The 20,725-nt window shown below is 61.9% G+C and carries 25 protein-coding genes; 14 read left to right on the top strand and 11 right to left on the bottom strand.

Annotated features, from left to right (window positions below):
- Positions 1 to 36: 36 nt before the first annotated feature.
- Positions 37 to 543: a peptide deformylase gene (def, locus tag IFT76_RS16000; RefSeq protein WP_122480058.1), complete on the bottom strand. Its 507-nt coding sequence runs from the start codon at positions 541 to 543 to the stop codon at positions 37 to 39.
- A gap of 71 nt (positions 544 to 614) precedes the next feature.
- On the opposite strand from def, the gene IFT76_RS15995 reads away from it, so the two are divergent.
- From IFT76_RS15995 to IFT76_RS15985, 3 genes are all read left to right on the top strand, one after another.
- Entirely contained in the window at positions 615 to 1,640 is a 1,026-nt protein-coding gene (locus tag IFT76_RS15995; protein WP_122480059.1) for a LysM peptidoglycan-binding domain-containing protein, read from the top strand.
- 117 nt (positions 1,641 to 1,757) lie between these two features.
- A complete protein-coding gene (gene dprA / locus IFT76_RS15990) occupies positions 1,758 to 2,864 on the top strand; it encodes a DNA-processing protein DprA (protein WP_192059265.1) in 1,107 nt (368 codons plus the stop codon).
- Positions 2,865 to 2,901: 37 nt separating this feature from the next.
- The gene (locus IFT76_RS15985; RefSeq protein ID WP_122480061.1) at positions 2,902 to 3,456 is read left to right on the top strand and encodes an L-threonylcarbamoyladenylate synthase; all 555 of its coding nucleotides are present in this window, start codon (positions 2,902 to 2,904) and stop codon (positions 3,454 to 3,456) included.
- Positions 3,457 to 3,498: 42 nt separating this feature from the next.
- Here IFT76_RS15985 and IFT76_RS15980 read toward each other — a convergent pair whose 3' ends face one another.
- On the bottom strand, positions 3,499 to 4,470 hold the full coding sequence (locus tag IFT76_RS15980; protein ID WP_192055196.1) for an NADPH:quinone reductase: 972 nt from the start codon (positions 4,468 to 4,470) through the stop codon (positions 3,499 to 3,501).
- A 165-nt stretch (positions 4,471 to 4,635) separates the two neighbouring features.
- Between IFT76_RS15980 and hemF the strand changes: the two genes are divergently transcribed.
- Positions 4,636 to 5,559 carry an oxygen-dependent coproporphyrinogen oxidase gene (gene hemF, locus IFT76_RS15975; RefSeq protein WP_122480063.1) on the top strand — a complete coding sequence of 308 codons (924 nt, stop codon included), beginning with the start codon at positions 4,636 to 4,638 and terminating at the stop codon, positions 5,557 to 5,559.
- A gap of 17 nt (positions 5,560 to 5,576) precedes the next feature.
- Positions 5,577 to 6,401: a shikimate dehydrogenase gene (gene aroE, locus IFT76_RS15970; protein WP_122480137.1), complete on the top strand. Its 825-nt coding sequence runs from the start codon at positions 5,577 to 5,579 to the stop codon at positions 6,399 to 6,401.
- Between the two features lie 99 nt (positions 6,402 to 6,500).
- Here the strand turns inward: aroE and choX are convergent, their stop codons facing one another.
- Positions 6,501 to 7,421: a choline ABC transporter substrate-binding protein gene (choX, locus tag IFT76_RS15965; protein WP_192059263.1), complete on the bottom strand. Its 921-nt coding sequence runs from the start codon at positions 7,419 to 7,421 to the stop codon at positions 6,501 to 6,503.
- Positions 7,422 to 7,459: 38 nt separating this feature from the next.
- Positions 7,460 to 8,971 (bottom strand): choline-sulfatase, encoded by a 1,512-nt coding sequence (gene betC, locus IFT76_RS15960; protein WP_192059261.1) that lies wholly within the window; start codon positions 8,969 to 8,971, stop codon positions 7,460 to 7,462.
- Positions 8,972 to 9,085: 114 nt separating this feature from the next.
- Here betC and IFT76_RS15955 point away from each other — a divergent pair, with 114 nt between their 5' ends.
- The 3 genes from IFT76_RS15955 (at position 9,086) to IFT76_RS15945 (ending at position 11,448) form a co-directional block, all read left to right on the top strand.
- Positions 9,086 to 9,994 carry a choline sulfate utilization transcriptional regulator gene (locus tag IFT76_RS15955; protein ID WP_192059259.1) on the top strand — a complete coding sequence of 303 codons (909 nt, stop codon included), beginning with the start codon at positions 9,086 to 9,088 and terminating at the stop codon, positions 9,992 to 9,994.
- Between the two features lie 94 nt (positions 9,995 to 10,088).
- Positions 10,089 to 10,562, top strand: a complete 474-nt coding sequence (locus tag IFT76_RS15950; protein ID WP_192059257.1) for a hypothetical protein — start codon at positions 10,089 to 10,091, stop codon at positions 10,560 to 10,562.
- A 112-nt stretch (positions 10,563 to 10,674) separates the two neighbouring features.
- Positions 10,675 to 11,448 carry a hypothetical protein gene (locus IFT76_RS15945; RefSeq protein WP_152965730.1) on the top strand — a complete coding sequence of 258 codons (774 nt, stop codon included), beginning with the start codon at positions 10,675 to 10,677 and terminating at the stop codon, positions 11,446 to 11,448.
- Positions 11,449 to 11,661: 213 nt separating this feature from the next.
- On the opposite strand, the gene IFT76_RS15940 is transcribed toward IFT76_RS15945, so the two are convergent.
- From IFT76_RS15940 to trpB, 3 genes are all read right to left on the bottom strand, one after another.
- Entirely contained in the window at positions 11,662 to 12,153 is a 492-nt protein-coding gene (locus IFT76_RS15940) for an anti-virulence regulator CigR family protein (protein WP_192050303.1), read from the bottom strand.
- A 122-nt stretch (positions 12,154 to 12,275) separates the two neighbouring features.
- Complete coding sequence (gene trpA / locus IFT76_RS15935) at positions 12,276 to 13,088, bottom strand: tryptophan synthase subunit alpha (protein ID WP_192059255.1); 813 nt, start codon at positions 13,086 to 13,088, stop codon at positions 12,276 to 12,278.
- On the bottom strand, positions 13,085 to 14,308 hold the full coding sequence (trpB, locus tag IFT76_RS15930) for a tryptophan synthase subunit beta (RefSeq protein ID WP_185794611.1): 1,224 nt from the start codon (positions 14,306 to 14,308) through the stop codon (positions 13,085 to 13,087). The genes trpA and trpB overlap by 4 nt, the downstream gene beginning before the upstream one ends.
- Positions 14,309 to 14,414: 106 nt before the next feature.
- On the opposite strand from trpB, the gene IFT76_RS15925 reads away from it, so the two are divergent.
- Positions 14,415 to 15,305: a LysR family transcriptional regulator gene (locus IFT76_RS15925; RefSeq protein ID WP_192059253.1), complete on the top strand. Its 891-nt coding sequence runs from the start codon at positions 14,415 to 14,417 to the stop codon at positions 15,303 to 15,305.
- Here the strand turns inward: IFT76_RS15925 and IFT76_RS15920 are convergent.
- Positions 15,302 to 15,625: a DUF883 family protein gene (locus IFT76_RS15920; protein WP_185794609.1), complete on the bottom strand. Its 324-nt coding sequence runs from the start codon at positions 15,623 to 15,625 to the stop codon at positions 15,302 to 15,304. The two genes, IFT76_RS15925 and IFT76_RS15920, sit on opposite strands and share 4 nt — an antisense overlap.
- Positions 15,626 to 15,770: 145 nt before the next feature.
- On the opposite strand from IFT76_RS15920, the gene IFT76_RS15915 reads away from it, so the two are divergent.
- Together IFT76_RS15915 and IFT76_RS15910 are read left to right on the top strand one after the other, a co-directional pair.
- On the top strand, positions 15,771 to 15,986 hold the full coding sequence (locus tag IFT76_RS15915) for a dodecin (protein WP_043191958.1): 216 nt from the start codon (positions 15,771 to 15,773) through the stop codon (positions 15,984 to 15,986).
- Positions 15,987 to 16,119: 133 nt separating this feature from the next.
- Positions 16,120 to 16,344, top strand: a complete 225-nt coding sequence (locus tag IFT76_RS15910; RefSeq protein WP_122480071.1) for a DUF1161 domain-containing protein — start codon at positions 16,120 to 16,122, stop codon at positions 16,342 to 16,344.
- 101 nt (positions 16,345 to 16,445) lie between these two features.
- Here the strand turns inward: IFT76_RS15910 and IFT76_RS15905 are convergent, their stop codons facing one another.
- Positions 16,446 to 17,447 carry an LLM class flavin-dependent oxidoreductase gene (locus IFT76_RS15905; protein ID WP_192059252.1) on the bottom strand — a complete coding sequence of 334 codons (1,002 nt, stop codon included), beginning with the start codon at positions 17,445 to 17,447 and terminating at the stop codon, positions 16,446 to 16,448.
- A gap of 197 nt (positions 17,448 to 17,644) precedes the next feature.
- Between IFT76_RS15905 and IFT76_RS15900 the strand changes: the two genes are divergently transcribed.
- Together IFT76_RS15900 and IFT76_RS15895 are read left to right on the top strand one after the other, a co-directional pair.
- Positions 17,645 to 18,070 carry an OsmC family protein gene (locus IFT76_RS15900; protein WP_122480139.1) on the top strand — a complete coding sequence of 142 codons (426 nt, stop codon included), beginning with the start codon at positions 17,645 to 17,647 and terminating at the stop codon, positions 18,068 to 18,070.
- 53 nt (positions 18,071 to 18,123) lie between these two features.
- Positions 18,124 to 18,357, top strand: a complete 234-nt coding sequence (locus IFT76_RS15895; RefSeq protein WP_192059250.1) for a DUF1161 domain-containing protein — start codon at positions 18,124 to 18,126, stop codon at positions 18,355 to 18,357.
- A gap of 50 nt (positions 18,358 to 18,407) precedes the next feature.
- Here the strand turns inward: IFT76_RS15895 and IFT76_RS15890 are convergent, their stop codons facing one another.
- Positions 18,408 to 18,821 carry a PA0061/PA0062 family lipoprotein gene (locus IFT76_RS15890; protein WP_192059248.1) on the bottom strand — a complete coding sequence of 138 codons (414 nt, stop codon included), beginning with the start codon at positions 18,819 to 18,821 and terminating at the stop codon, positions 18,408 to 18,410.
- Positions 18,822 to 18,930: 109 nt separating this feature from the next.
- The gene (locus IFT76_RS15885; protein ID WP_192059246.1) at positions 18,931 to 19,344 is read right to left on the bottom strand and encodes a PA0061/PA0062 family lipoprotein; all 414 of its coding nucleotides are present in this window, start codon (positions 19,342 to 19,344) and stop codon (positions 18,931 to 18,933) included.
- Positions 19,345 to 19,427: 83 nt separating this feature from the next.
- Between IFT76_RS15885 and IFT76_RS15880 the strand changes: the two genes are divergently transcribed.
- Positions 19,428 to 20,513 carry an aminopeptidase gene (locus tag IFT76_RS15880; RefSeq protein WP_192059244.1) on the top strand — a complete coding sequence of 362 codons (1,086 nt, stop codon included), beginning with the start codon at positions 19,428 to 19,430 and terminating at the stop codon, positions 20,511 to 20,513.
- Positions 20,514 to 20,725: the final 212 nt, after the last annotated feature.

The following is a 20,725-nucleotide window of genomic DNA, read 5'->3' as shown; positions in this document are numbered from 1 at the left end:
TCGCGGCTACTAGCCGCTCCTACAAGGGCACCGGAATCAGGCCTGCTGCTTGTGCAGTTTTTCCAGCTTTTTCTTGATGCGGTCGCGCTTGAGGTTGGACAGGTAGTCGACGAACAGCTTGCCGTTGAGGTGATCGCACTCGTGCTGGATGCACACGGCCAGCAGGCCTTCGGCGATCAGTTCGTAGGATTTGCCGTCGCGGTCCAGCGCGGTGACCTTGACCTTCTGCGGGCGATCGACGTTCTCGTAGAAGCCGGGCACCGACAGGCAACCTTCCTGGTACTGGTCCATCTCGTCGGTCAGCGACTCGAACTCGGGGTTGATGAACACCCGTGGTTCGCTGCGATCTTCGGACAGGTCCATGACCACGATGCGCTTGTGCACGTTGATCTGGGTGGCGGCCAAACCGATGCCAGGGGCGTCGTACATGGTTTCAAACATGTCATCGACAAGCTGGCGAACGCTGTCGTCCACCACCGTGACCGGCTTGGCGACGGTACGCAGGCGCGGGTCTGGAAATTCGAGGATGTTTAAAATAGCCATATGCGTATGTGCTGCACTGTGAGGTAAAGTCGTTATTTCGCGTGAGCAGACATGATAAAGGGATTCACGGCATGAGGAAATCACTACTCGCCCTGCTGATGCTGGCAATGGCCGGCCTGGCGCAGGCGCAAGTGCAGCTCAGGGACGGCTATCCACAGCGCTACACGGTGGTGCGTGGCGATACATTGTGGGACATTTCCGGGAAGTTTCTCAGCCAGCCGTGGCAGTGGCCACACCTCTGGCACGCCAACCCACAGATCGCCAACCCGGACCTGATCTACCCTGGCGATTCGCTGGTGCTGGGCTTCGTCAACGGCCAGCCGCAGCTGATGCTCGAACGTGGCGCCTCGCGCGGCACCATCAAGCTTTCGCCCAGGGTGCGCACCACGCCCGTGGCCGAGGCCATACCCAGCATCCCGCTGGAATCGATCAACAGCTTCCTGCTGACCAACCGCATCATGGATTCGGTCGAGCAATTCAACGCCGCCCCCTACATCGTGGCCGGCAATGCCGAGCGCGTGCTCAGTGGCATGGGCGACCGCATCTACGCACGTGGCGCCTTCGACCCGGCGCAGTCGGTGTACGGCATCTTCCGCCAGGGCAAGACCTACATCGACCCCGACACCCAGGAATTTCTGGGTATCAACGCCGACAACATCGGCGGCGGCGAGATCGTCGCGACCGAGGGGGATATCTCTACCCTGGTACTGCAACGCTCGCGCGAAGAGGTCCGCCTGGGCGACCGGCTGTTCAGCGATGAACAACGCGCGGTCAATTCGACGTTTTTCCCCAGCGCGCCAGAGACTGACATTCGTGGTGTGATCATTGATGTGCCACGAGGTGTTACACAGATCGGCAAGTACGACGTGGTCACCTTGAACCGCGGAACGCGCGACGGACTGCGCGAGGGCAACGTTCTCGCGGTGTACAAGACCGGCGAGACAGTGCGCGATCGTATCACCGGCGAGCAGGTCAAGGTCCCCGACGAGCGCTCCGGGCTGCTTATGGTGTTCCGCACTTATGAAAAGCTGAGCTATGGTTTGATCCTCAACGCCAACCGCTCGTTGGCAGTGATGGACAAGGTAGGCAACCCGTAGCGCATAGGGCACCGGGCATGACGAGGTCACGCCCGGGCGCTTTCCGATACTTTTGTGCACAGAGTTATCCACAGCTTGTCCAGCTGTCTGCGAGCCTGCCGATTCAAGGATGATCGGATGCCGCTTTTCGATACCACTGCTCAGACCCTTTCCGAACTCGAGGCGCGCCTGCGCTTGCATGTGCTGCCGGAAATCGGCCCGCAACGCTTCCACAAGCTCGTTGCGCACTTCGGCAGCGCGCGTTCGGCGCTTGCTGCGCCAGTCGGGCAATGGCGCGGGGCCGGCGGCAGCGACGCCAGTGCCCAGGCCCGCCGCGACCCCTGCATCCATCGCGACGCGGCGGCTGCAATGGCCTGGCTAGAGCGTCCGCATCAGCATTTGCTGATGTGGGACCACGCCGACTACCCCGCCCTGCTCAAGGAAATCGCCGATCCACCGCCGCTGTTGTTCGTACGCGGCGACCCCGGTGTGCTGGAGCGGCCGCAGATCGCCGTGGTCGGCAGTCGTCGCGCTTCGCCGCCCGGCCTGGACAACGCCCGGGCCTTCGCCCGCAGCCTGGCAGCGGCGGGATTTGCCATCACCAGTGGCCTGGCCCTGGGTGTGGACGGGGCGGCGCATCAAGGTGCGCTGGAGGTGGGTGGGCACACCATCGGGGTATTGGGCACCGGTCTGGAAAAACTTTATCCACAGAAGCATCGCGTGCTCGCCCAGGCCATCGTCGAGCGCAAGGGTGCACTGGTTTCCGAGTTTCCCCTCGACGCGCAGGCGCAGCCGGGCAACTTTCCTCGACGCAATCGGATCATCAGCGGTCTGTCGCTGGGTGTGCTGGTCATCGAGGCCAGCCCGGCCAGCGGTTCACTGATCACCGCAAGGCTGGCCGCCGAGCATGGCCGCGAGGTGTGGGCGCTGCCCGGCTCCATTCATCACCCCGGCGCACGCGGCTGTCACCAGTTGATCCGCGACGGCGCGCAACTGGTCGAGACCATCGATCATATTCTTGAAGGGTTGCAGGGCTGGCAGCGTCTGCCACCGGTCCTGCCGGCGGCGCCAGCCCAGCCCGCCGATCCGCTGCTTGAGGTGCTGGTGGCCGCCGCGCACACCACCGAAGGCTTGGCCACGGCGTTGGGATGGCCGTTGCCGCGGGTGATGGCGCAACTTACCGAGCTGGAGATGCAGGGGCGCGTGGTCAGCCAGGCGGGGCGTTGGTTTGCACGGGCCAGCTAAGTACACTGGCGGCAGTCTTCAATGGGAGTGACAGCAGATGGTGAGCAGTTGGCGTGTGCAGCAAGCGGCGCGCGAGATCCGAGCGGGCGCGGTGATCGCCTACCCTACCGAAGCTGTCTGGGGATTGGGTTGCGATCCATGGGACGAAGAAGCGGTGTACCGCTTGCTGGCCATCAAGGAGCGCTCGGTCGACAAGGGCCTGATCCTGATCGCCGACAACATCCGGCAGTTCGACTTTCTGTTCGAGGATTTTCCCGAAGAGTGGATCGATCGCATGGCCAGTACCTGGCCCGGCCCGAACACCTGGCTGGTGCCTCACCAAGGCCTGCTGCCCGAATGGATCACCGGTATCCACGATTCCGTGGCCCTGCGCGTGAGCGATCACCCGCAGGTGCGGGAGCTGTGCGCGCTGGTCGGGCCGCTGGTGTCGACCTCCGCCAATCGCCAAGGTCGCCCGGCCGCGCGTAGCCGTCTGCGCGTCGAGCAATACTTTCGTGGCGAAGTGGACGTCGTGCTGGGCGGCGCGCTGGGGGGGCGCAAGAGCCCGAGCGTGATTCGCGACCTGATCACCGGTGAAGTGATCAGGCCCTGAGGCCAGGCAGGGAGCCGCGTACACGGGGCTCCCTGCCTGGTTTCATGGTAGCAGGATGGTCGAGCCCACCGTTTCGCGCGCGGCGAGTGCGGTCTGCGCCTTGGCGGCATCGCTCAGTGCGTACTGCTGGCTGACGTCGACCTTGAGCTTGCCGCTGGCGATCATCTCGAACAGCTCGTCGGCCATGCCCTGTACTGCGCCGGGCACGGCGTAGCTGGCCAGGGTCGGGCGAGTCACGTACAGCGAGCCCTTCTGCGACAGGATGCCCAGGTTGACCCCACTGACCGCACCCGACGCATTGCCGAAGCTGACCATCAAGCCGCGCGGCTGGAGACAGTCCAGCGAGGTTTCCCAAGTGTCCTTGCCGACACCGTCGTACACCACCGGGCATTTCTTGCCGTCGGTCAATTCGAGCACTCGCTTGGCCACGTCTTCGTGGCTGTAGTCGATCACCTCCCAGGCACCCAGGGCCTTGGCCCGTTCGGCCTTGGCGGGCGAGCTGACGGTGCCGATCAGCTTCACGCCCAGTGCTGCCGCCCATTGGCAGGCCAGCGAGCCCACACCACCGGCGGCGGCATGGAACAGGATGGTTTCGCCAGCCTCGACCTTGTAGGTCTGACGCAGCAGGTATTGCACGGTCAGGCCCTTGAGCATCACCGCAGCGGCCTGTTCGAAGCTGATGCTCGAGGGCAGGCGTACAGCCATGGCCGCTGGCAGCACGTGCAGATCGCTGTAGGCGCCCAGGGGGCCACCTGCGTAGGCCACACGGTCGCCGACCTTGAACCGGTCCACCTCGCTGCCGACCGCCTCGACCACGCCAGCGGCCTCGGTGCCCAGGCCCGAAGGCAGTGGCGTCGGGTACAGGCCGCTGCGGAAGTAGTTGTCGATGTAGTTCACGCCCACGGCGTGATTGCGTACGCGAATGTCTTGCGGGCCCGGTTGCCTGGGCTCGAAGTCGACGAACTCGAGGACTTCCGGGCCGCCGGTGGAACCGAACTGGATACGCTTTGCCATCTGCTCACTCCTGCTGTCGTTGGGCGAGGGCCTATCGGACGCCTTTGCTTGATCGGCGTCAACTGCCGCACGCGGTGAGCGATGCTATGCTACGCGCCGACTTGATCGCCGGTCAGGCGTGTTCCCAGGCCGCTGGCGGTATTTGCCCTTTTTCAAGGTGATGCCATGACTACCCGCACAGAGGCCGTAAAGGCCTATCTGCTCGATCTGCAGGATCGAATCTGCCACGCCATGCAGGCCGAAGACGGCGGCGCGCACTTCGTCGAAGATGCCTGGACGCGCGCAGCGGGCGGCGGCGGGCGCACCCGGGTGATTGCAGACGGTGAGTTGATCGAGAAAGGCGGGGTCAACTTTTCCCATGTATTCGGCACCGGCCTGCCTCCTTCGGCCAGCGCCCATCGACCGGAGCTGGCCGGTCGCGGCTTCGAGGCACTGGGCGTGTCGCTGGTGATCCACCCGCACAACCCGCACGTGCCCACCTCCCACGCCAACGTGCGGTTCTTCATTGCCGAAAAGGAAGGCGAAGAGGCCGTCTGGTGGTTCGGCGGCGGCTTCGACCTGACGCCCTACTACGCTCACGAGGAAGACTGCATCCACTGGCATCGTGTCGCGCAACAAGCCTGCGAGCCCTTCGGCGCCGATGTCTATCCACGCTACAAGGCCTGGTGCGACCGCTATTTCCACCTCAAGCACCGGGGCGAGCCGCGGGGCGTGGGCGGCCTGTTCTTCGATGACCTGAACGAATGGGATTTCGACACCAGCTTCGCCTTCATGCGCGCCATTGGCGACGCCTTCATCGACGCCTACCTGCCCATCGTGCAGCGGCGCAAGGCCATGGCGTACACCGCGCAGCAGCGTGAATTCCAGGAGTTCCGCCGCGGGCGCTACGTCGAGTTCAACCTGGTCTACGACCGCGGTACGCTGTTCGGCCTGCAGTCGGGTGGCCGTACCGAGTCGATCCTGATGTCACTGCCGCCGCAGGTGCGTTGGGGCTATGACTGGAAAGCCGTACCTGGCAGCGAAGAAGCGCGGCTCACCGACTACTTTCTGCAGGATCGCGACTGGCTGGCGCAGACCCCTCCCCTATGATTCAGGAACCGATTCGCATGGACAGTTACGTGGTTTTCGGCAACCCGGTGGGGCACAGCAAATCACCCGCCATTCACCGTTTGTTTGCCGAGCAGACGGGCCAGGCGCTGGTATACGACACACGGCTGGCGCCCATCGACGACTTCACCCGCAGTGCCTTGGGTTTTTTCGAAGAAGGGCTGGGCGCCAACGTCACCGTACCGTTCAAGGAGCAGGCGTTCGGCCTGTGCAGCGTACTGACCCCGCGCGCGCAGCGCGCCGGCGCGGTGAACATGCTCAGTCGGCTGCCCGATGGCAGCCTGCGTGGCGACAATACCGACGGCGTGGGGCTGGTGCGCGACCTGGTCAACAACGCCGGCGTGACCTTGCAGGGCAAGCGCATTCTGCTGTTGGGTGCCGGCGGCGCGGTGCGTGGAGTGGTCGAGCCGTTGCTCGAACAGCAGCCACTGTCACTGGTGATCGCCAACCGCACGGTCGAGAAAGCCGAACAGCTGGCGCAGCTGTTCGCTGACCTGGGGCCGGTGGCGGCCAGTGGCTTCGATTGGCTGGAAGAACCGGTGGATATCATCATCAACGCCACTTCGGCGAGCCTGGCGGGCGATCTGCCACCGATCGCCGCCAGCCTGATCGAGCCCGGTGTGACGGTCTGCTACGACATGATGTATGGCAAGGAGCCAACGCCGTTTTGCCGCTGGGCCAGCGAACACGGCGCACGGCTGTCGCTGGACGGTTTCGGGATGCTGGTCGAGCAGGCAGCCGAAGCGTTCACCTACTGGCGTGGTGTGGCGGTGGATACGGCACCGGTGCTGAGCCAGCTGCGCCGGGAAATGGCGGCGGGTTGAGTTGATTGAAGGGTGTCAGTGAAGGCCTCTTCGCGGGCGGCGAGCTCTCTGCCCGCGAAGGGGCCATGACTGACACCCATCAAATCAAAGCCCGTCAAATCAAAGCTTCGCGCGTACCGCCGGCAGCGCGTCCTTGCCATCCAGCGTTTTCACACCTTCCAGCCACTTCTCCAACACCGCCGGATTGGCTTTCAGCCAGGCCTGCGCCGCCTGTGCGCTGGTTTTCTTGCTATTGGCCACATCGGCCATGATGCTGTTCTCCATGTCCTGGGTGAACACCAGATTGCTGAGCAGCTTGCCGGTGTTCGGGCAACTCTCGGCATAGCCCTTGCGGGTCAGGGTGTGCACGGTGCCGGTCGAGCCGAAATACTTCTCGCCGCCGGTGAGGTACTTGAGCTTGATCTGCACGTTCATCGGGTGCGGCGTCCAGCCGAGGAAGACCACGAACGACTTCTTCTTCACGTTGCGATTGACCTCGGTCAGCATCGCCTGCTCGCTGGACTCGACCAGTTTCCAGTCACCCAGGCCGAATTCGTCCTTCTTGATGATCTCGGCCAGCGATAGGTTGGCCGGTGCCCCTGAACCGATCCCGTAGATCTTCTTGCCGAACTTGTCGGCGTGCTTGTCCAGGTCGGCGAAATCCTTCACACCCGCGTCATACACGTAGTCGGGGACGGCCAGGGTGAACTCGGTGCCGTCCAGGTTCTTGGCGTACTGCACCACGTCACCATTGGCCACGAACTTGTCGTAGAAACCCTGCTGGGCCGGCATCCAGTTGCCGAGGAAGACATCCACCTGGCCATCCTTGAGACCGCCAAAGATGATCGGCACCGCCAGCGTGTCGATCTTGGGCCGGTAACCCATGCCTTCCAGCACCAGGCTGGTGAGCGCGTTGGTGGCGGCAATGTCGCTCCAGCCCGGGTCGGCCATCTTCACCGTCTCGCACCGTTGTTCGTCGGCGACCGCCGTGGTTCCGGCAACGGCCAGCCAACCGGCGGCCAGGGCTGTGGATATCTTCATGGTGACCTTCATGCGACTTCCCCTCAGAGCTTCGAATGTTATGGGCAGGGTTGTGGATAACGTGCCTTGCGCTCCAGGTCGTCCAGGTCGATATGGTTGCGCATGTACTGCTGACTGGCGTCCACCAGCGGCTGGTGGTCCCAGCTCTTCAGCTTGCCTTGGGCCAGTGCGCCGGCCACGAAGCGGCGCCGGCGCTGGCTGGCGAGCACCTGTTGGTGTATCGCCGGCATGTCCCATTTGCGGCGGGCTTCACTCAGGAAAGCCTCGAACAGTGCCCGGTGCGGGGGTGACTGGCTCAGGTCTTCACGTTCGCGTGGGTCGTTATCCACGTCATAGAGTAGGCAAGGGTCGACCTCGCTGTAGATAAATTTCATCGCGCCACGGCGGATCATCATCAACGGGCTGTGGGTACCTTCGGCCATGTATTCACCGAACGCTTCGTCATGCCCCTTTTCACCCTGCAGATGCGCCACTAGCGAACGTCCGTCCAGCGGCAGGCCGGGTTCCAGTTCGCCACCGGCCAGCTCGACGAAGGTCGGCAGCAGGTCGGCGGTAGAGACTGCGGCCTGCACTCGCCCTGGCTTGAACTGCCCGGGCGCGCAAACCAGCAGCGGCACCCGCGCGGCCATCTCGAACCAGTGCATCTTGTACCAGAGCCCACGCTCGCCGAGCATGTCACCGTGATCGCCGGAGAAGACGATGATGGTGTCGTCGGCCAACCCGGTTTCTTCCAGGGTCTGCAGCAGTTTGCCGACGTTGTGATCGATGTAGCTGCACGCACCGAAGTAGGCGCGGCGTGCATCGCGGATCTTGTTCACGGGCAGGGGCTTGTCCCACAGGTCATAGACCTTGAGCAGGCGTTGCGAGTGGGGGTCCAGCGCGGCCTGGTCCGGTACATCCTGAGGCAGTGGAATGTCTTCGTCGCGGTACAGGTCCCAGAACGGCTTGGGAATGGTGTAGGGGTCGTGCGGATGGGTCATTGACACCGTCAGACAGAATGGCCGATCGCCGTCTTCGCGAATGTGATCGAACAGGTACTGCTGGGCTTTGAAGACCACCTCTTCATCGAAATCCAGCTGGTTGGTGCGCACGCACGGGCCAGCCTGCAACACCGAGGACATATTGTGGTACCAGCTGGGGCGAACGTCGGGTTCGTCCCAATTGACCGCCCAGCCGTAGTCGGCCGGGTAGATATCGCTGGTCAGGCGTTCCTCGTAGCCGTGCAGCTGGTCCGGGCCACAGAAATGCATCTTGCCCGACAGTGCGGTGCGGTAACCCAGGCGCCGCAGGTAGTGGGCATAGGTCGGCACGTCGGCGGCAAAGTCGGCAGCGTTGTCGTAGGCGCCGATCTTGCTCGGCAACTGGCCGCTGACCAATGTGAAGCGCGAAGGCGCGCACAGCGGGCTGTTGCAGTAGGCCGCATCGAAGACCACCCCGGTCTCGGCCAAACGGCTGATGTTCGGCAGCTTGATCGGTGATGGCGCGTAGATCGGCAGCATGGGTGCGGCCATCTGATCGGCCATGATGAAAAGAATGTTCTTGCGCTTCATCGGCTCAGGGCATTCCATAGTGGAGATTAATGCGAAATTTCTGCCGTCCACCATGCGGTGCAGCTGTGGCCTGGTAAAGCCCATGCCGGACAATACCTAGGATAAGTAGCGCTTATGTTTACGAGCCTTGGAGAGATGTCTCTTGACCTGTTGCGGGCTTTCGAGGCGGCCGCCAGGCTGCGGAGCTTTACCGCTGCCGCGGTCGAGCTGGGTACGACGCAGCCTGCCGTCAGCCAGCAGATCAAACGGCTCGAGGAACAGCTGGCCATCCGCCTGTTCGATCGTATCTACCGAGGCATCGAGCTGACCGACGCAGGCTACACCTTGTTCGAGGCGGTACATGGAGGACTGCGCGGCATTGACGACTGTCTGGGCTTGATCACCAGTCAAACCCAGCACGAAGTGCTTCAGGTCTCTACCGACTTCGCGTTCGCCGCCTACTGGCTCATGCCACGTCTGCATCGCTTCCACCAACGTTATCCACAGGTCGACGTCAGCCTGGTCACCAGTGAACGCAGCCACGCCATGCTTGGCCCGAACATCGATGTGGCGGTCCTGTTCGGCGATGGCCGTTTCCGTCAGGGTGAAAGTCACCGGTTGTTCAACGAAGAAGTCTTCCCGGTCTGCAGCCCGCGCCTGTTGGACGATCGAACGCTACCGCTGGGCCCTGATGCATTGCTCGAATGGCCGCTGCTGCACCTGCGCGGTGAAAGCAGCTGTCAGTGGTTCGATTGGAGCGGCCTGTTCCGCGCCTTGCACATCCCGAGTGCCCCAGCGCCGGGGCAATTGCGCTTCGACAACTACACACTGCTCATCCAGGCCGCGATTGCCGGGCAAGGCGTTGCCATCGGCTGGCGTCACCTGGTGGACGCATTGCTGGAGCAGCAACTGCTCTGCCGCCCTTTCGAAGGCGCCGCCACATCGGCGTTGGGTTATTTCGTGGTGGTGCCGCAACGCAAACGCCGTGGACAAATGGTGCAACGGTTCGTGGATTGGGTGATGGAGGAGCAGAGCCGGCGGTAGAGGGGATATCTCACATTCACTTGGGAAACGGCTGCTACTGCACAATCGGTCGACTGGCTAACCTGCATGTCCCGCCGATCAGGAATGCATCGACATGCGCCGTGCCATAGCAGTCGCCGTTGTATCTACCGCCGTTTCAGGATGTTATCTACCCATCCCTCAGGATTATCACCCGCCTACCCCAATCGATATCTTCACCTATACGATCATCCGCATGATGCCGGATGGTCACTCGCCTTCCCTTCGTCTTGATGAAGGTAGATCCATAGGCGCTCGGGCATTTCGACCGTTGGACCATGCATCACTGGTAGCGTTTTTCAAAGGCATGAAAGGCGAATGCGTTTCTGCTCAACACGCCTCGAACTGGATTGTATGTACGGTAATCAGCGAAACCCATTTCCAGCAGCCGGATCGCAACGTCGAAAAAGTGAGCGGCTGTTGGGGCAATATCACGCTTGTTTACGGTTTCGACTATCTCGAGCCTGTTTCAGATCTATCGAATTGGTCATCCATGGACTTTTTGGCTAGTGGCATGGGGTGTATAAGCGCTTGGGCGGCTTCTCATTAGAATATGAGAAAATATTAATTATGTATTTAACTCCATAAGCCGGGTAGTGGAAGCATAGACCGCGGGCTACAGTTCGCGAAGTCATACATCCATCCCTTAACAGGAGTTACCCATGTCACAGCAATATCAAATCGAAGCACGTTCACATGCTATCGCCGGTCTATGGAGCCACAACTTTTGGGCGCTTCGTCACCCGAACGGAGAGGTCATGGCGGAGCTACATGGCTTAGCTACCGACCGCGTCACGCTTCGTACGGCGACAATTGGCACCTCTAATCGCCACTCATTGAGAGCATGGCATTTTGCAGTTAAAAAACATCACGCTGAGGTGGGTGTAATAGGTCACCAGGTGACTACGGGGTATCTCTACCAAGAAGGACAGACTCGAAAAGTGGTCTTGTCCGGAGACAGCGGAAATATACTACCTCGGTGGCGTGCCGCCGTGAAGTCGATTGGGCTTATAAACGATATGAATCTCGACTACCCACCGGGGGGTATCAAGGTGATTGGCAATACAAAAAACAGCAATTCTATGTTTACAACATTTGGAGATTTGATGGGTTTGTCTCGATTTAGTTTTTGGGGTGTGTTCGAGCCTGGTATCGATAATCCTGTTTTGCATGAAGAGATTGTAAGCGCCTTAAGAGCTCTGTTCGATGAAAGCTTGGATGTTCCGGTGCAGCCGTCAATGCCGGTTTTGAGCTCGCCTGTTGATAGCCTATCCGCTGCAAATTTCCCTCTGTCTGCGTCCGGTGGAGCGCCTAGCCATCTAGAGGCTGGGTATGGTCAATGGGGGCTAAATGCGCCTTTCCATGGAAGTGTTAGCATTCCATTCTTTGAGTATCACGATATGTCCGGCATTCCCAGACGCGTTTATGCCGAGTGACATTGGCTATGCGCTAGAAGTGATTCGAAGCGAATGCGCTGAATAGTTTGCTGCGTTGCTGCTATGAGTCGGCGTGGTTCTGCTGCAAGCTATGCAGCGCCTATCTCACCGTTTTCGCGGCTGTACGCCGCTCCTACAAAGAAATGCGACCGTGTAGGAGCGGCGTACAGCCGCGAAGGCGTCACGACAGGCAGTGCATCTCTAGATGGTTGATCAGTTCAACACCCCCTGCAATACCTCATAAACGATCCCGGTACCAATGGCGATCAGCACCACATCCGTGCCCATGCGGCGCCATTCGTAGCCTTCGTAACGTGGTAGATGCTTCAGCGCGGGACCGTCGAGGCGGGCACCGTAGCCGCGAGGCAGGGGTTGTCCCTTGATGGCGCGAATACTGGCGGGAGGTGGGTTGCCGGGCCGGAAGACGTCGCGATGATCCTGAATGGTCTGGCGTACGGGGCCGAAATCCTGGGGTGGACCACCGCGCGCGATGCCGCCACCTGGGTTGCCTGGGCCACGGTTGCCCGGACCGCGCTCGTCATGATCAGGCCGATCGGGTCCGTCCTGCCGCTGATGGGGTTGTTCCTGGCGTCCTTGACGTTGCTCATCCGCTCCACCCGGACCACCGGGAGCGGCTTGCACCAGCGGTGCACAAGCGATCAGCAATGCACCCATGCTCAGGATCAGGTTTTTTGGCATGTTCATCATGGATTTCCTTCACGGCCAAACAGCAAAAAGGGGCACCGAACACAGGTTCGATCCCCCTTGGTCTTGCCGTTTAGTCCCGTGAACCAGAGGCTAATTCCTCTGTATTGGAATCTTTACCTTCAGCTGACACGAGCCTTACGTACGCCCTGCGCCAGTTGACTGCACAGCGACAGCACATCTTCCACAGCCTGACCGTGGTGCTGGGCATGGGCGATCTTGTCCACTAGTGCCGAGCCGACCACCACGCCATCGGCCAGGCGGGCAATGGCGGCAGCCTGGTCGGGCGTGCGGATGCCGAAACCAACGCTGATCGGCAGGTCGGTATGCCGACGCAGCCGCTCTATGGCAGCGCCCACGTGCTCGGTGGTAGCCGAGCCGGCACCGGTCACGCCGGCCACCGATACGTAGTAGACGAACCCGGAGCTGCGCTCCAGTACCCGTGGCAAGCGTGCATCGTCGGTGGTTGGCGTGGTCAGACGGATGAAGTCGATACCCGAGGCCTGTGCCGGGGTCGCCAATTCACCATCATGCTCGGGTGGCAGGTCGACGATGATCAGGCCGTCGACGCCGGCTTCCTTGGCCTGGGCCACGAAGGCTTCGACGCCGAAGCGGTGGATCGGGTTGTAGTAACCCATCAGCACGATCGGCGTGGTGCTGTCGTCGACGCGGAATTCGCGGACCATCTGCAAGGTTTTCGCCAGCGTCTGCCCGGCGTTGAGCGCGCGCAGGGTCGCCAGCTGGATGGCCAGGCCGTCGGCCATCGGATCGGTGAAGGGCATGCCCAGTTCGATCACATCGGCGCCGGCAGCCGGCAAGCCTTTGAGGATGGACAGCGAAGCATCGTAGCCTGGGTCGCCCGCCGTGACGAACGTCACCAGCGCGGCGCGGCCTTCGGCCTTGAGGTCGGTGAAGCGTTGTTCGAGGCGGCTCATGCCAGTGTCTCCTTCGGGTGGGCGCCCATATGGCTCATGACGGTTTGCATGTCCTTGTCGCCGCGGCCGGACAGGCACACCACCATCAGATGGTCGGCGGGCAATGTTGGCGCGCGCTTCATGGCCTCGGCCAGGGCGTGGGCGGTTTCCAGCGCCGGGATGATGCCTTCCAGGCGGCAGGTGGCGTGGAACGCGGCCAGCGCCTCTTCATCGGTGATGCTGGTGTAGTTCACGCGCTTGATTTCATGCAGAAAAGCGTGTTCAGGGCCGATACCGGGGTAGTCCAGGCCGGCCGAGATGGAGTGCGCGTCGGTGATCTGCCCATCGTCGTCCTGCAGCAGATAGGTACGGTTGCCGTGCAGTACGCCGGGCACGCCGCCGTTGAGGCTGGCGGCATGCTTGCCGGAATCCACGCCATGGCCGGCGGCTTCGACACCGATGATTTCCACGCTGCTGTCATCCAGGAAAGGATGGAACAGGCCCATGGCATTGGAACCGCCACCTACGCAAGCCACCAGGCTGTCGGGCAGGCGCCCTTCCTTCTCCTGCAACTGCTCGCGGGTTTCCTTGCCGATGATCGACTGGAAGTCGCGAACCATGGCCGGGTAAGGGTGCGGGCCGGCCACCGTGCCAATCAGGTAAAAGGTGTCGTCGACATTGGTGACCCAATCGCGCAAGGCGTCGTTCATGGCATCTTTCAAGGTGCCGGTACCGGAAGTGACCGGCACGATCTCAGCGCCCAGCAGCTTCATGCGAAACACGTTGGCCTGCTGGCGCTCGATATCCGTGGCACCCATGTAGATCACACAGGGCAAGCCGAATCGAGCCGCCACCGTGGCCGTGGCCACGCCGTGCATGCCGGCGCCGGTCTCGGCGATCAGGCGCTTCTTGCCCATGCGCTTGGCCAGCAGCACCTGGCCGATGCAGTTGTTCACCTTGTGCGCGCCGGTGTGGTTGAGCTCTTCGCGCTTGAAGTAGATTTTCGCCCCGCCGCAGTGTTCGGTCAGGCGCTCGGCGAAATACAGCGGATTGGGCCGGCCGATGTAGTCGCGTTGAAAGTAGGCGAGCTGCTCGAGAAATTCGGGATCGGCCTTGGCGGCTTCGTATTCGCGAGCCAGCTCCAGCACCAGCGGCATCAGGGTTTCGGCGACGTAGCGGCCACCGAAGGCGCCGAACAGGCCGTTGCTGTCAGGGCCACTGCGAAGATTGGTCTGGGTCATGCGAAGCTCCAGGGGAATTGAATGACGATGTAGCCACTGTACCCACGACAACGATCGAAGAAAACCGATAAGATCTCGACAACCTGTCAGGATTTCTCACAATACCATGAGCCGTGACCTGCCCCCGCTGAATGCCCTCAAAGCGTTCGAAGCCACTGCCCGGCTCAACAGCGTCAGCAAGGCGGCTGACTACCTGAGCGTTACCCACGGTGCCGTGAGCAGACAGTTGAAAGTGCTTGAAGAGCATCTGGGCATCGCGTTGTTCGTCAAGCAGGGGCGTGGCTTGAAACTCACAGATGCTGGCATTCGACTGCGCGATGCCAGCGCCGAGGCCTTCGAGCGTTTGCGTCTGGTCTGTACGGAGCTCAGCCAGGCTCAGGCACCGTTCGTTCTGGGGTGCTCGGGAAGCTTGCTGGCGCGCTGGTTCATACCTCGATTGGGTCGGCTGAACAGCGAGCTGCCGGACTTGCGCCTGCACCTCTCGGCCGGCGAAGGTGACCTGGACCCCCGTCGTCCCGGGCTGGATGCCTTGCTGATGTTCGCCGAGCCGCCCTGGCCCGCCGACATGGACGTGTTCGAGCTGGCCGAAGAGCGTATCGGCCCGGTACTCAGCCCGCGCTTCCAAGGGTTCGAAGCCTTGCAGGGTCGGGCGGCCAGCGACTTGCTCGGGCACTCGTTGCTGCACACCACATCGCGGCCACAGGCCTGGCCCAGCTGGGCACGGCGCAACGACCTGGATCCCGAGGCGTTGACCATGGGACAGGGGTTCGAGCATTTGTATTATTTGCTGGAGGCGGCGGTGGCCGGGCTGGGCATTGCCATCGCGCCCGAACCGCTGGTGGTCGATGACCTGCGTGCCGGGCGCCTGGCCGCGCCATGGGGGTTTACGCAAACCCCGGCGCGGCTGGCACTTTGGGTCCCGCGACGCGCCGCAGACGGGCGCGCCCGACAGCTGGCGCTATGGCTTGCGCAGGAGCTCGAACGCCAGGTCGATTAGTTGTTGCGATTGCACATCAGGTAGGCGGCGATCAGGCCCAGCGCGCCAACGGCTACGCCAGCGGCGGCCCAAGGGTGCTCCTGAGCGTAGTCACGGGTGGCAATACCGGTTTCCTTGGTCTTGACCTTCACTTCTTCATACGCGTCGCTGATCAGGCTGCGCGAATGGCTCAGCGCGGATTCTGCGTTGGCTTTCAGCGCCTTGAGCACCTTGCGCGATTCCTCGGTGGAATCTTCTTTCAGGCTTTCCAGGGAGCGGAGCAGGCTTTCGATTTCTGCTTCCATGCTCTGCAGCGAAGCTTTGCGTGACGAAATTGCCATGGGTAACTCTCCTTCATTGTGGTGAATAGCGTGTGTAGATTCCGACTGCGCTGCAAGATGAAAGTGCAGTGCGTGTGAACTTTTAGCGCAGAAATCCCCACACAGGTAGACAACCACTTCAGTAGCCACCCTAACGGAGAGCATCATGAGCGATCACCACACGTACAAGAAGGTTGAACTGGTAGGTTCCTCGACCACCACCATCGAAGACGCCATCAACAATGCGTTGGCCGAAGCGAGCAAAAGCATCGAGAAAATGGAATGGTTCGAAGTGACCGAAACCCGTGGCCATATCGAAGACGGTCGCGTGGCGCATTTCCAGGTCACACTCAAAGTCGGCTTCCGTATCCAGAACAGCTGACAGAAAACACGGAATCTTCCGACTGGCCGAATGCCATAGGTTGAGTTACAACACATTACCGGCGTGTCGACCTGAATCCAGGCGGCCCGCCGTTTGTCTTTAAACCGGCACTATCAGACCAAGGATGTAAGCGATGAAGCGAGTTTTATTGGCTGTGGGTTTGTTGAGCCTGGCAAGCGGCGCGTTCGCTGCGGGCAAGTCGTGTGAAGAACTCAAGGGCGAAATCGCCGCGAAGATCGACGCCAATGGCGTGTCGGGCTACACGCTGGAAGTGGTCGACAACGTCACTCCGGATGCCGGTTTCCAGGTAGTCGGTTCGTGTGAAGGCGGTACCAAGGCTATCGTCTACAAGCGCTGAAGATTGCAGCCGCCACCCGCTCCCACAGAAAACGAAATCCCCTGTAGGAGCGGTCAGCGGCCGCGAAACGAACCCCGCAATACACCAGGTCGGTGCAAGGCTCAGCCTCGCATCACCTGCGCCAATAGCTCATACGACCGCAACCGGTCGGCATGCTCGTACAGATCGCAGGTAAAGATCAGCTCATCTGCCTGAGTCTGTTCCTTCAGCACGTCCAGCTTGGCGCGGATCTTCGCCGGTCCTCCCACCATCGCCAAGCCCAGAAAGTCCCCGACCGCGGCCTTTTCATGGGGCAACCACAACCCTTCCATGCTCTTCACGGGTGGCTGCTGCACCAGGGTCTGGCCACGCATCAGGTTGAGGATGCGGCGGTAGACCGAGGTTGCCAGGTAGTCGGCGTGCTCGTCGCTGTCGGCTGCCACCAAGGGCACGCCGAGCATCACATAAGGCTTGTCGAGCACCTCGGAGGGCTGGAAGTGAGCGCGATAGACCCGGATTGCCTCATGCATGTAGCGCGGCGCGAAATGCGAAGCGAAGGCGTACGGCAGGCCGTACATACCGGCCAGCTGCGCGCTGAACAAGCTGGAGCCCAGCAACCAGACCGGCACGTCGGTGCCGCTGCCCGGCACCGCAATCACCTTCTGATCCGGAGTGCGTGGCCCCAGGTAGGCCATCAACTCGCGGACGTCGTCGGGGAAATCGTCGGCACTGCCGGAGCGCTCACGGCGCAACGCGCGCGCCGTCATCTGGTCCGACCCCGGCGCGCGGCCCAGGCCCAGGTCGATGCGCCCCGGATACAGGCTTTCCAAGGTGCCGAACTGCTCGGCGATCACCAGCGGCGCATGGTTGGGCAGCATCACCCCGCCAGAGCCGACGCGGATCGACGAAGTGCCCCCCGCCAGATAGCCCAGCAGCACCGAGGTCGCCGAGCTGGCGATCCCGTCCATGTTGTGATGCTCGGCCACCCAGAAACGGTTGTAGCCCCAGCCTTCGGCGTGGCGTGCCAGGTCCAGCGCGTTGTGCAGCGACCGCGCCGGGCCGTGGTCGGCACGCACCGGTACAAGGTCGAGGACGGAGTATTTCGTATCGGTCAAACCAGTCATGATCATTGGCATCCTGTGGGTATGTGGCAGGTGGGATGCCCCGCGCATCTTTGCTACCGAGTGTGTAATCAATATGGGCTTATGGTTCGGATTCAATAGCCAGCGGTCAGAACGGCGCTGAACTTGCCTCGCGCCATGGCCTCTGAACACTTGTCACCGCGCGAACCCGTCGCGCCCATCAAGGAGGCTTTATGAGCATCAAGAAAACCGCATCGGCTGTCTGGAAAGGCGATCTGAAAACCGGCAAGGGCGAGATATCGACGCAAAGCGGCGCCCTGAAAAGCAATCCCTATGGTTTCAACACCCGCTTCGAAGGCCAGCCAGGCACCAACCCTGAAGAATTGATCGGCGCGGCCCATGCCGGCTGTTTCTCCATGGCCTTCTCGATGATCCTGGGTGGCGAAGGCTTCACGCCAGACCAGATCAATACAACGGCCGAGGTCACGCTGGACAAGGAAGGCGAAGGTTTCGCGATCACCGCCATCAAACTGACCATGTCGGCGAAGATCCCCAACATCGACCAGGCGAAGTTCGAAGAACTGGCCAACAAGGCCAAAGAAGGCTGCCCAGTGTCGAAAGTGCTGAACGCCCAGATCACCCTGGACGCTAAGCTGGAATCTTGAGGTAGGGTTGCGCCCGGTTGCCGTACACTGCTCACTCACCTGGAGAATTGCCCATGAAACGATTCATTTTGGCGATGACATGCAGTGTCCTGGCAACCTCGGCGTCGGCTGCACCCGTTTCGTGCGAAGAATTGAAGGCCGAGATCGAAAAAAAGATCCAGGCGGCAGGCGTTGCGTCCTACACCCTGGAAATCGTCGACAATCTGGACGCCAAGGACCCGAGCATGGTGGTGGGTTCCTGCGACAACGGCATGCGCAAGATCATCTATCAAAAGAACGACACCTGATCCCGCAGCATCCGCTGCTGTGATTCAGTGGTGCACCGTTGCGCGTGGATTCAGGGAATGCAGTGAATCGCCCGGTCTTCGGCAACAATCTCCCGGTTCGAATCGTACAAACGGGCACTGGCCTGCATGGCAATCGCCCTGCCCTCCAGGCGGTAGCGCTGACCTGCCTTGAAACCGTCATAGCGCACGGTCAAGTAGCAGGTACGGTCGAACGGGTCGTTGACCAGCCCGCCACCGGCGTACATTTCGTAGTCGAAACGCACTTCCAGCTCATGGCTGCCCGGATCTACCTGGAAGTAGCGGCCGTCATTGAGTTTGCGACCATCCAGACTTTCTGCCATGACCAGGCGACCGGTCGTGGTGAACATCTCGATCCAGGCCTTGCCAGGGTCAACGGCCGGCAACGGCGGATTGGCGCAGCCGGCCAGCATGGCGAGGGTCAACAGGGCGAGCAGGGCGCGCATGGAAGCTCCTTGGCTGCAGGAAGAAAGTGAGCAGGACAATGGTCGAGTCTAGAAGCTTTGCGTCGGCGCTGCGAGTCGCCGCCGACGGTGGCCATGTTCAGGCCAGTGCTCAGGCGCTCTGGCAGCCCGCAGGTTGCGCCTGGCCTACCAGTTTGCGCTGCTCGTCGTAGAGCCTGGCCCACGGGCGAAAGCCGACGCTGCCGGCTTCCAGGAAATACCGCTGCCCCGCGTCGAAGCCGGCATAGGTGAGGTTCAGTTCGCAGTTGCGCCACAGCGGCGCGGGGACTGGGCCGATGTTGGTCGGCTGCACGGGGAACTGCAAGCGCACGGTCAGCTCATGGCTGCCGGGTTCGACTTCGAAATAGCGGGTGTCGCCCCATTCCCGCTCGTCGACTTGGGTCGCCTGCAGGGCGTTGTGCCCCTTGGCCTGCAGATCGATCCAGGCCTGGTTGGGGTCCGGGTCGGGCAGACCGGCGCAGCCGGCAAGGGCCAGCATGCCGCCAGCAATGATCAATGCGCGCATGGAATTCTCCTGATGGGATCGTAAGATGCAGGGTCAGCGCCGATAACACCTGCTCGCTGGCGGGCCTGGCCATGGAAAACCACATGCATGAATTCGTTGTTGTTCGTCGTTCCATTCTTGCCGCACTCGACCGCGGTTTGCGCGCTTTTGTTCCCCTGTGCCTGCTGTTCCTGCTCAGCGGTTGCACCAGCGTCGGCTATTACGGCCAGCTGATACAGGGCCAGTGGCAGCTGTTGCAGGCACGCGAGCCGGTCACGCGGATCATCGCAGACCCCGCGCGCGACCCGCGCCTGCGCGAGCAGTTGCAGCGTGCCCAGGCCGCTCGCGATTTCGCCAGCGTGCATCTGCACCTGCCGGACAACCGCAGCTATCGGCTGTATGCCGACATCGGTCGGCCGCTGGTGGTGTGGAACGTGTTCGCCACGCCCGAGTTTTCCCTCGCCCCGTTGACCCACTGCTTTCCCATCGCGGGGTGCGTTGCCTACCGCGGCTACTACAGCCAGTCCGGCGCGCGGGGCGAAGCGGCGCTGCAGAAGCTGGCGGGCCGGGATGTGTACATCGGCGGCGTCGAAGCCTACTCGACCTTGGGCTGGTTCGATGATCCGATTCTCAACACCATGCTGGGCTGGGGCGACGAGCGCCTGGCCACGCTGATCTTCCATGAGCTGGCGCATCAGCGCGTGTATGTGCAGGACGATACCGAGTTCAACGAGTCCTTCGCCACCTTCGTCGAGCAGGAGGGCACTCGGCAGTGGCGGGCCTGGCGCGGTTTGGCAAAGGCGGCAGGCACACCTGCACTACAACGTGAGCAGTTCACCCGGCTGGTGCTCGAGACCCGCGAACGCCTGGGTGCGCTGTACGCACAGCCGCTGTCGGCGGAGGCCATGCGCGCAGGCAAGGCTGCCGAGTTCGAGCACCTGCGCCGCGAGTATCGCCAGTTGCGCGATGGACGCTGGGGTGGCGACCGGCGTTTCGATGCCTGGATGAACGGGCCGATGAACAATGCCAAGCTGCTGCCGTTCGGATTGTACGACCAATGGGTGCCGGCGTTCGCCGGCCTGTTCCGGCAGGTCAATGGTGATTGGCAGGCGTTCTATGCCCAAGCGGAAAAGCTGGGCAAGTTGCCGATGGACCAGCGCAGGACCGAGTTGAATCGGTTGGGCAGATGAAGGTTGCAGTGGTTTCTCGGGCCCTTTCGCGGCCACTGGCCGCTCCTACACGAAGCCTTGCGTAACCCGGTATCTATACCGCTACACGAATCCCCGTAGGAGCGGCCACTGGCCGCTCCTACACGAGGCCTTGCGTAACCCGGTATCTGTACCGCTGCACGAACCCCTGTAGGAGCGGCCACTGGCCGCGAAGAGGCCCGCGCCTTCACCGC

Source organism: Pseudomonas sp. CFBP 13727, from assembly GCF_014841915.1.
Taxonomy (GTDB): domain Bacteria; phylum Pseudomonadota; class Gammaproteobacteria; order Pseudomonadales; family Pseudomonadaceae; genus Aquipseudomonas; species Aquipseudomonas baltica.
The sequence above is the reverse complement of the archived record's forward strand: the minus strand, read 5'-3'. Positions and strand labels throughout refer to the sequence as shown.

Coding starts and splice junctions, on each gene's coding strand:
- choX (WP_192059263.1), bottom strand. CDS start 7,421: ATGAAGATATCCACAGCCCTGGCCGCCGGTTGGCTGGCCGTTGCCGGA.
- hemF (WP_122480063.1), top strand. CDS start 4,636: ATGACTACCCGCACAGAGGCCGTAAAGGCCTATCTGCTCGATCTGCAG.
- IFT76_RS15950 (WP_192059257.1), top strand. CDS start 10,089: ATGCGCCGTGCCATAGCAGTCGCCGTTGTATCTACCGCCGTTTCAGGA.
- IFT76_RS15915 (WP_043191958.1), top strand. CDS start 15,771: ATGAGCGATCACCACACGTACAAGAAGGTTGAACTGGTAGGTTCCTCG.
- IFT76_RS15890 (WP_192059248.1), bottom strand. CDS start 18,821: ATGCGCGCCCTGCTCGCCCTGTTGACCCTCGCCATGCTGGCCGGCTGC.
- IFT76_RS15925 (WP_192059253.1), top strand. CDS start 14,415: ATGAGCCGTGACCTGCCCCCGCTGAATGCCCTCAAAGCGTTCGAAGCC.
- IFT76_RS15920 (WP_185794609.1), bottom strand. CDS start 15,625: ATGGCAATTTCGTCACGCAAAGCTTCGCTGCAGAGCATGGAAGCAGAA.
- trpA (WP_192059255.1), bottom strand. CDS start 13,088: ATGAGCCGCCTCGAACAACGCTTCACCGACCTCAAGGCCGAAGGCCGC.
- IFT76_RS15995 (WP_122480059.1), top strand. CDS start 615: ATGAGGAAATCACTACTCGCCCTGCTGATGCTGGCAATGGCCGGCCTG.
- IFT76_RS15910 (WP_122480071.1), top strand. CDS start 16,120: ATGAAGCGAGTTTTATTGGCTGTGGGTTTGTTGAGCCTGGCAAGCGGC.
- def (WP_122480058.1), bottom strand. CDS start 543: ATGGCTATTTTAAACATCCTCGAATTTCCAGACCCGCGCCTGCGTACC.
- aroE (WP_122480137.1), top strand. CDS start 5,577: ATGGACAGTTACGTGGTTTTCGGCAACCCGGTGGGGCACAGCAAATCA.
- IFT76_RS15885 (WP_192059246.1), bottom strand. CDS start 19,344: ATGCGCGCATTGATCATTGCTGGCGGCATGCTGGCCCTTGCCGGCTGC.
- IFT76_RS15945 (WP_152965730.1), top strand. CDS start 10,675: ATGTCACAGCAATATCAAATCGAAGCACGTTCACATGCTATCGCCGGT.
- IFT76_RS15905 (WP_192059252.1), bottom strand. CDS start 17,447: ATGACTGGTTTGACCGATACGAAATACTCCGTCCTCGACCTTGTACCG.
- IFT76_RS15940 (WP_192050303.1), bottom strand. CDS start 12,153: ATGAACATGCCAAAAAACCTGATCCTGAGCATGGGTGCATTGCTGATC.
- IFT76_RS15980 (WP_192055196.1), bottom strand. CDS start 4,470: ATGGCAAAGCGTATCCAGTTCGGTTCCACCGGCGGCCCGGAAGTCCTC.
- dprA (WP_192059265.1), top strand. CDS start 1,758: ATGCCGCTTTTCGATACCACTGCTCAGACCCTTTCCGAACTCGAGGCG.
- IFT76_RS15985 (WP_122480061.1), top strand. CDS start 2,902: ATGGTGAGCAGTTGGCGTGTGCAGCAAGCGGCGCGCGAGATCCGAGCG.
- trpB (WP_185794611.1), bottom strand. CDS start 14,308: ATGACCCAGACCAATCTTCGCAGTGGCCCTGACAGCAACGGCCTGTTC.
- IFT76_RS15895 (WP_192059250.1), top strand. CDS start 18,124: ATGAAACGATTCATTTTGGCGATGACATGCAGTGTCCTGGCAACCTCG.
- betC (WP_192059261.1), bottom strand. CDS start 8,971: ATGAAGCGCAAGAACATTCTTTTCATCATGGCCGATCAGATGGCCGCA.
- IFT76_RS15955 (WP_192059259.1), top strand. CDS start 9,086: ATGTTTACGAGCCTTGGAGAGATGTCTCTTGACCTGTTGCGGGCTTTC.
- IFT76_RS15880 (WP_192059244.1), top strand. CDS start 19,428: ATGCATGAATTCGTTGTTGTTCGTCGTTCCATTCTTGCCGCACTCGAC.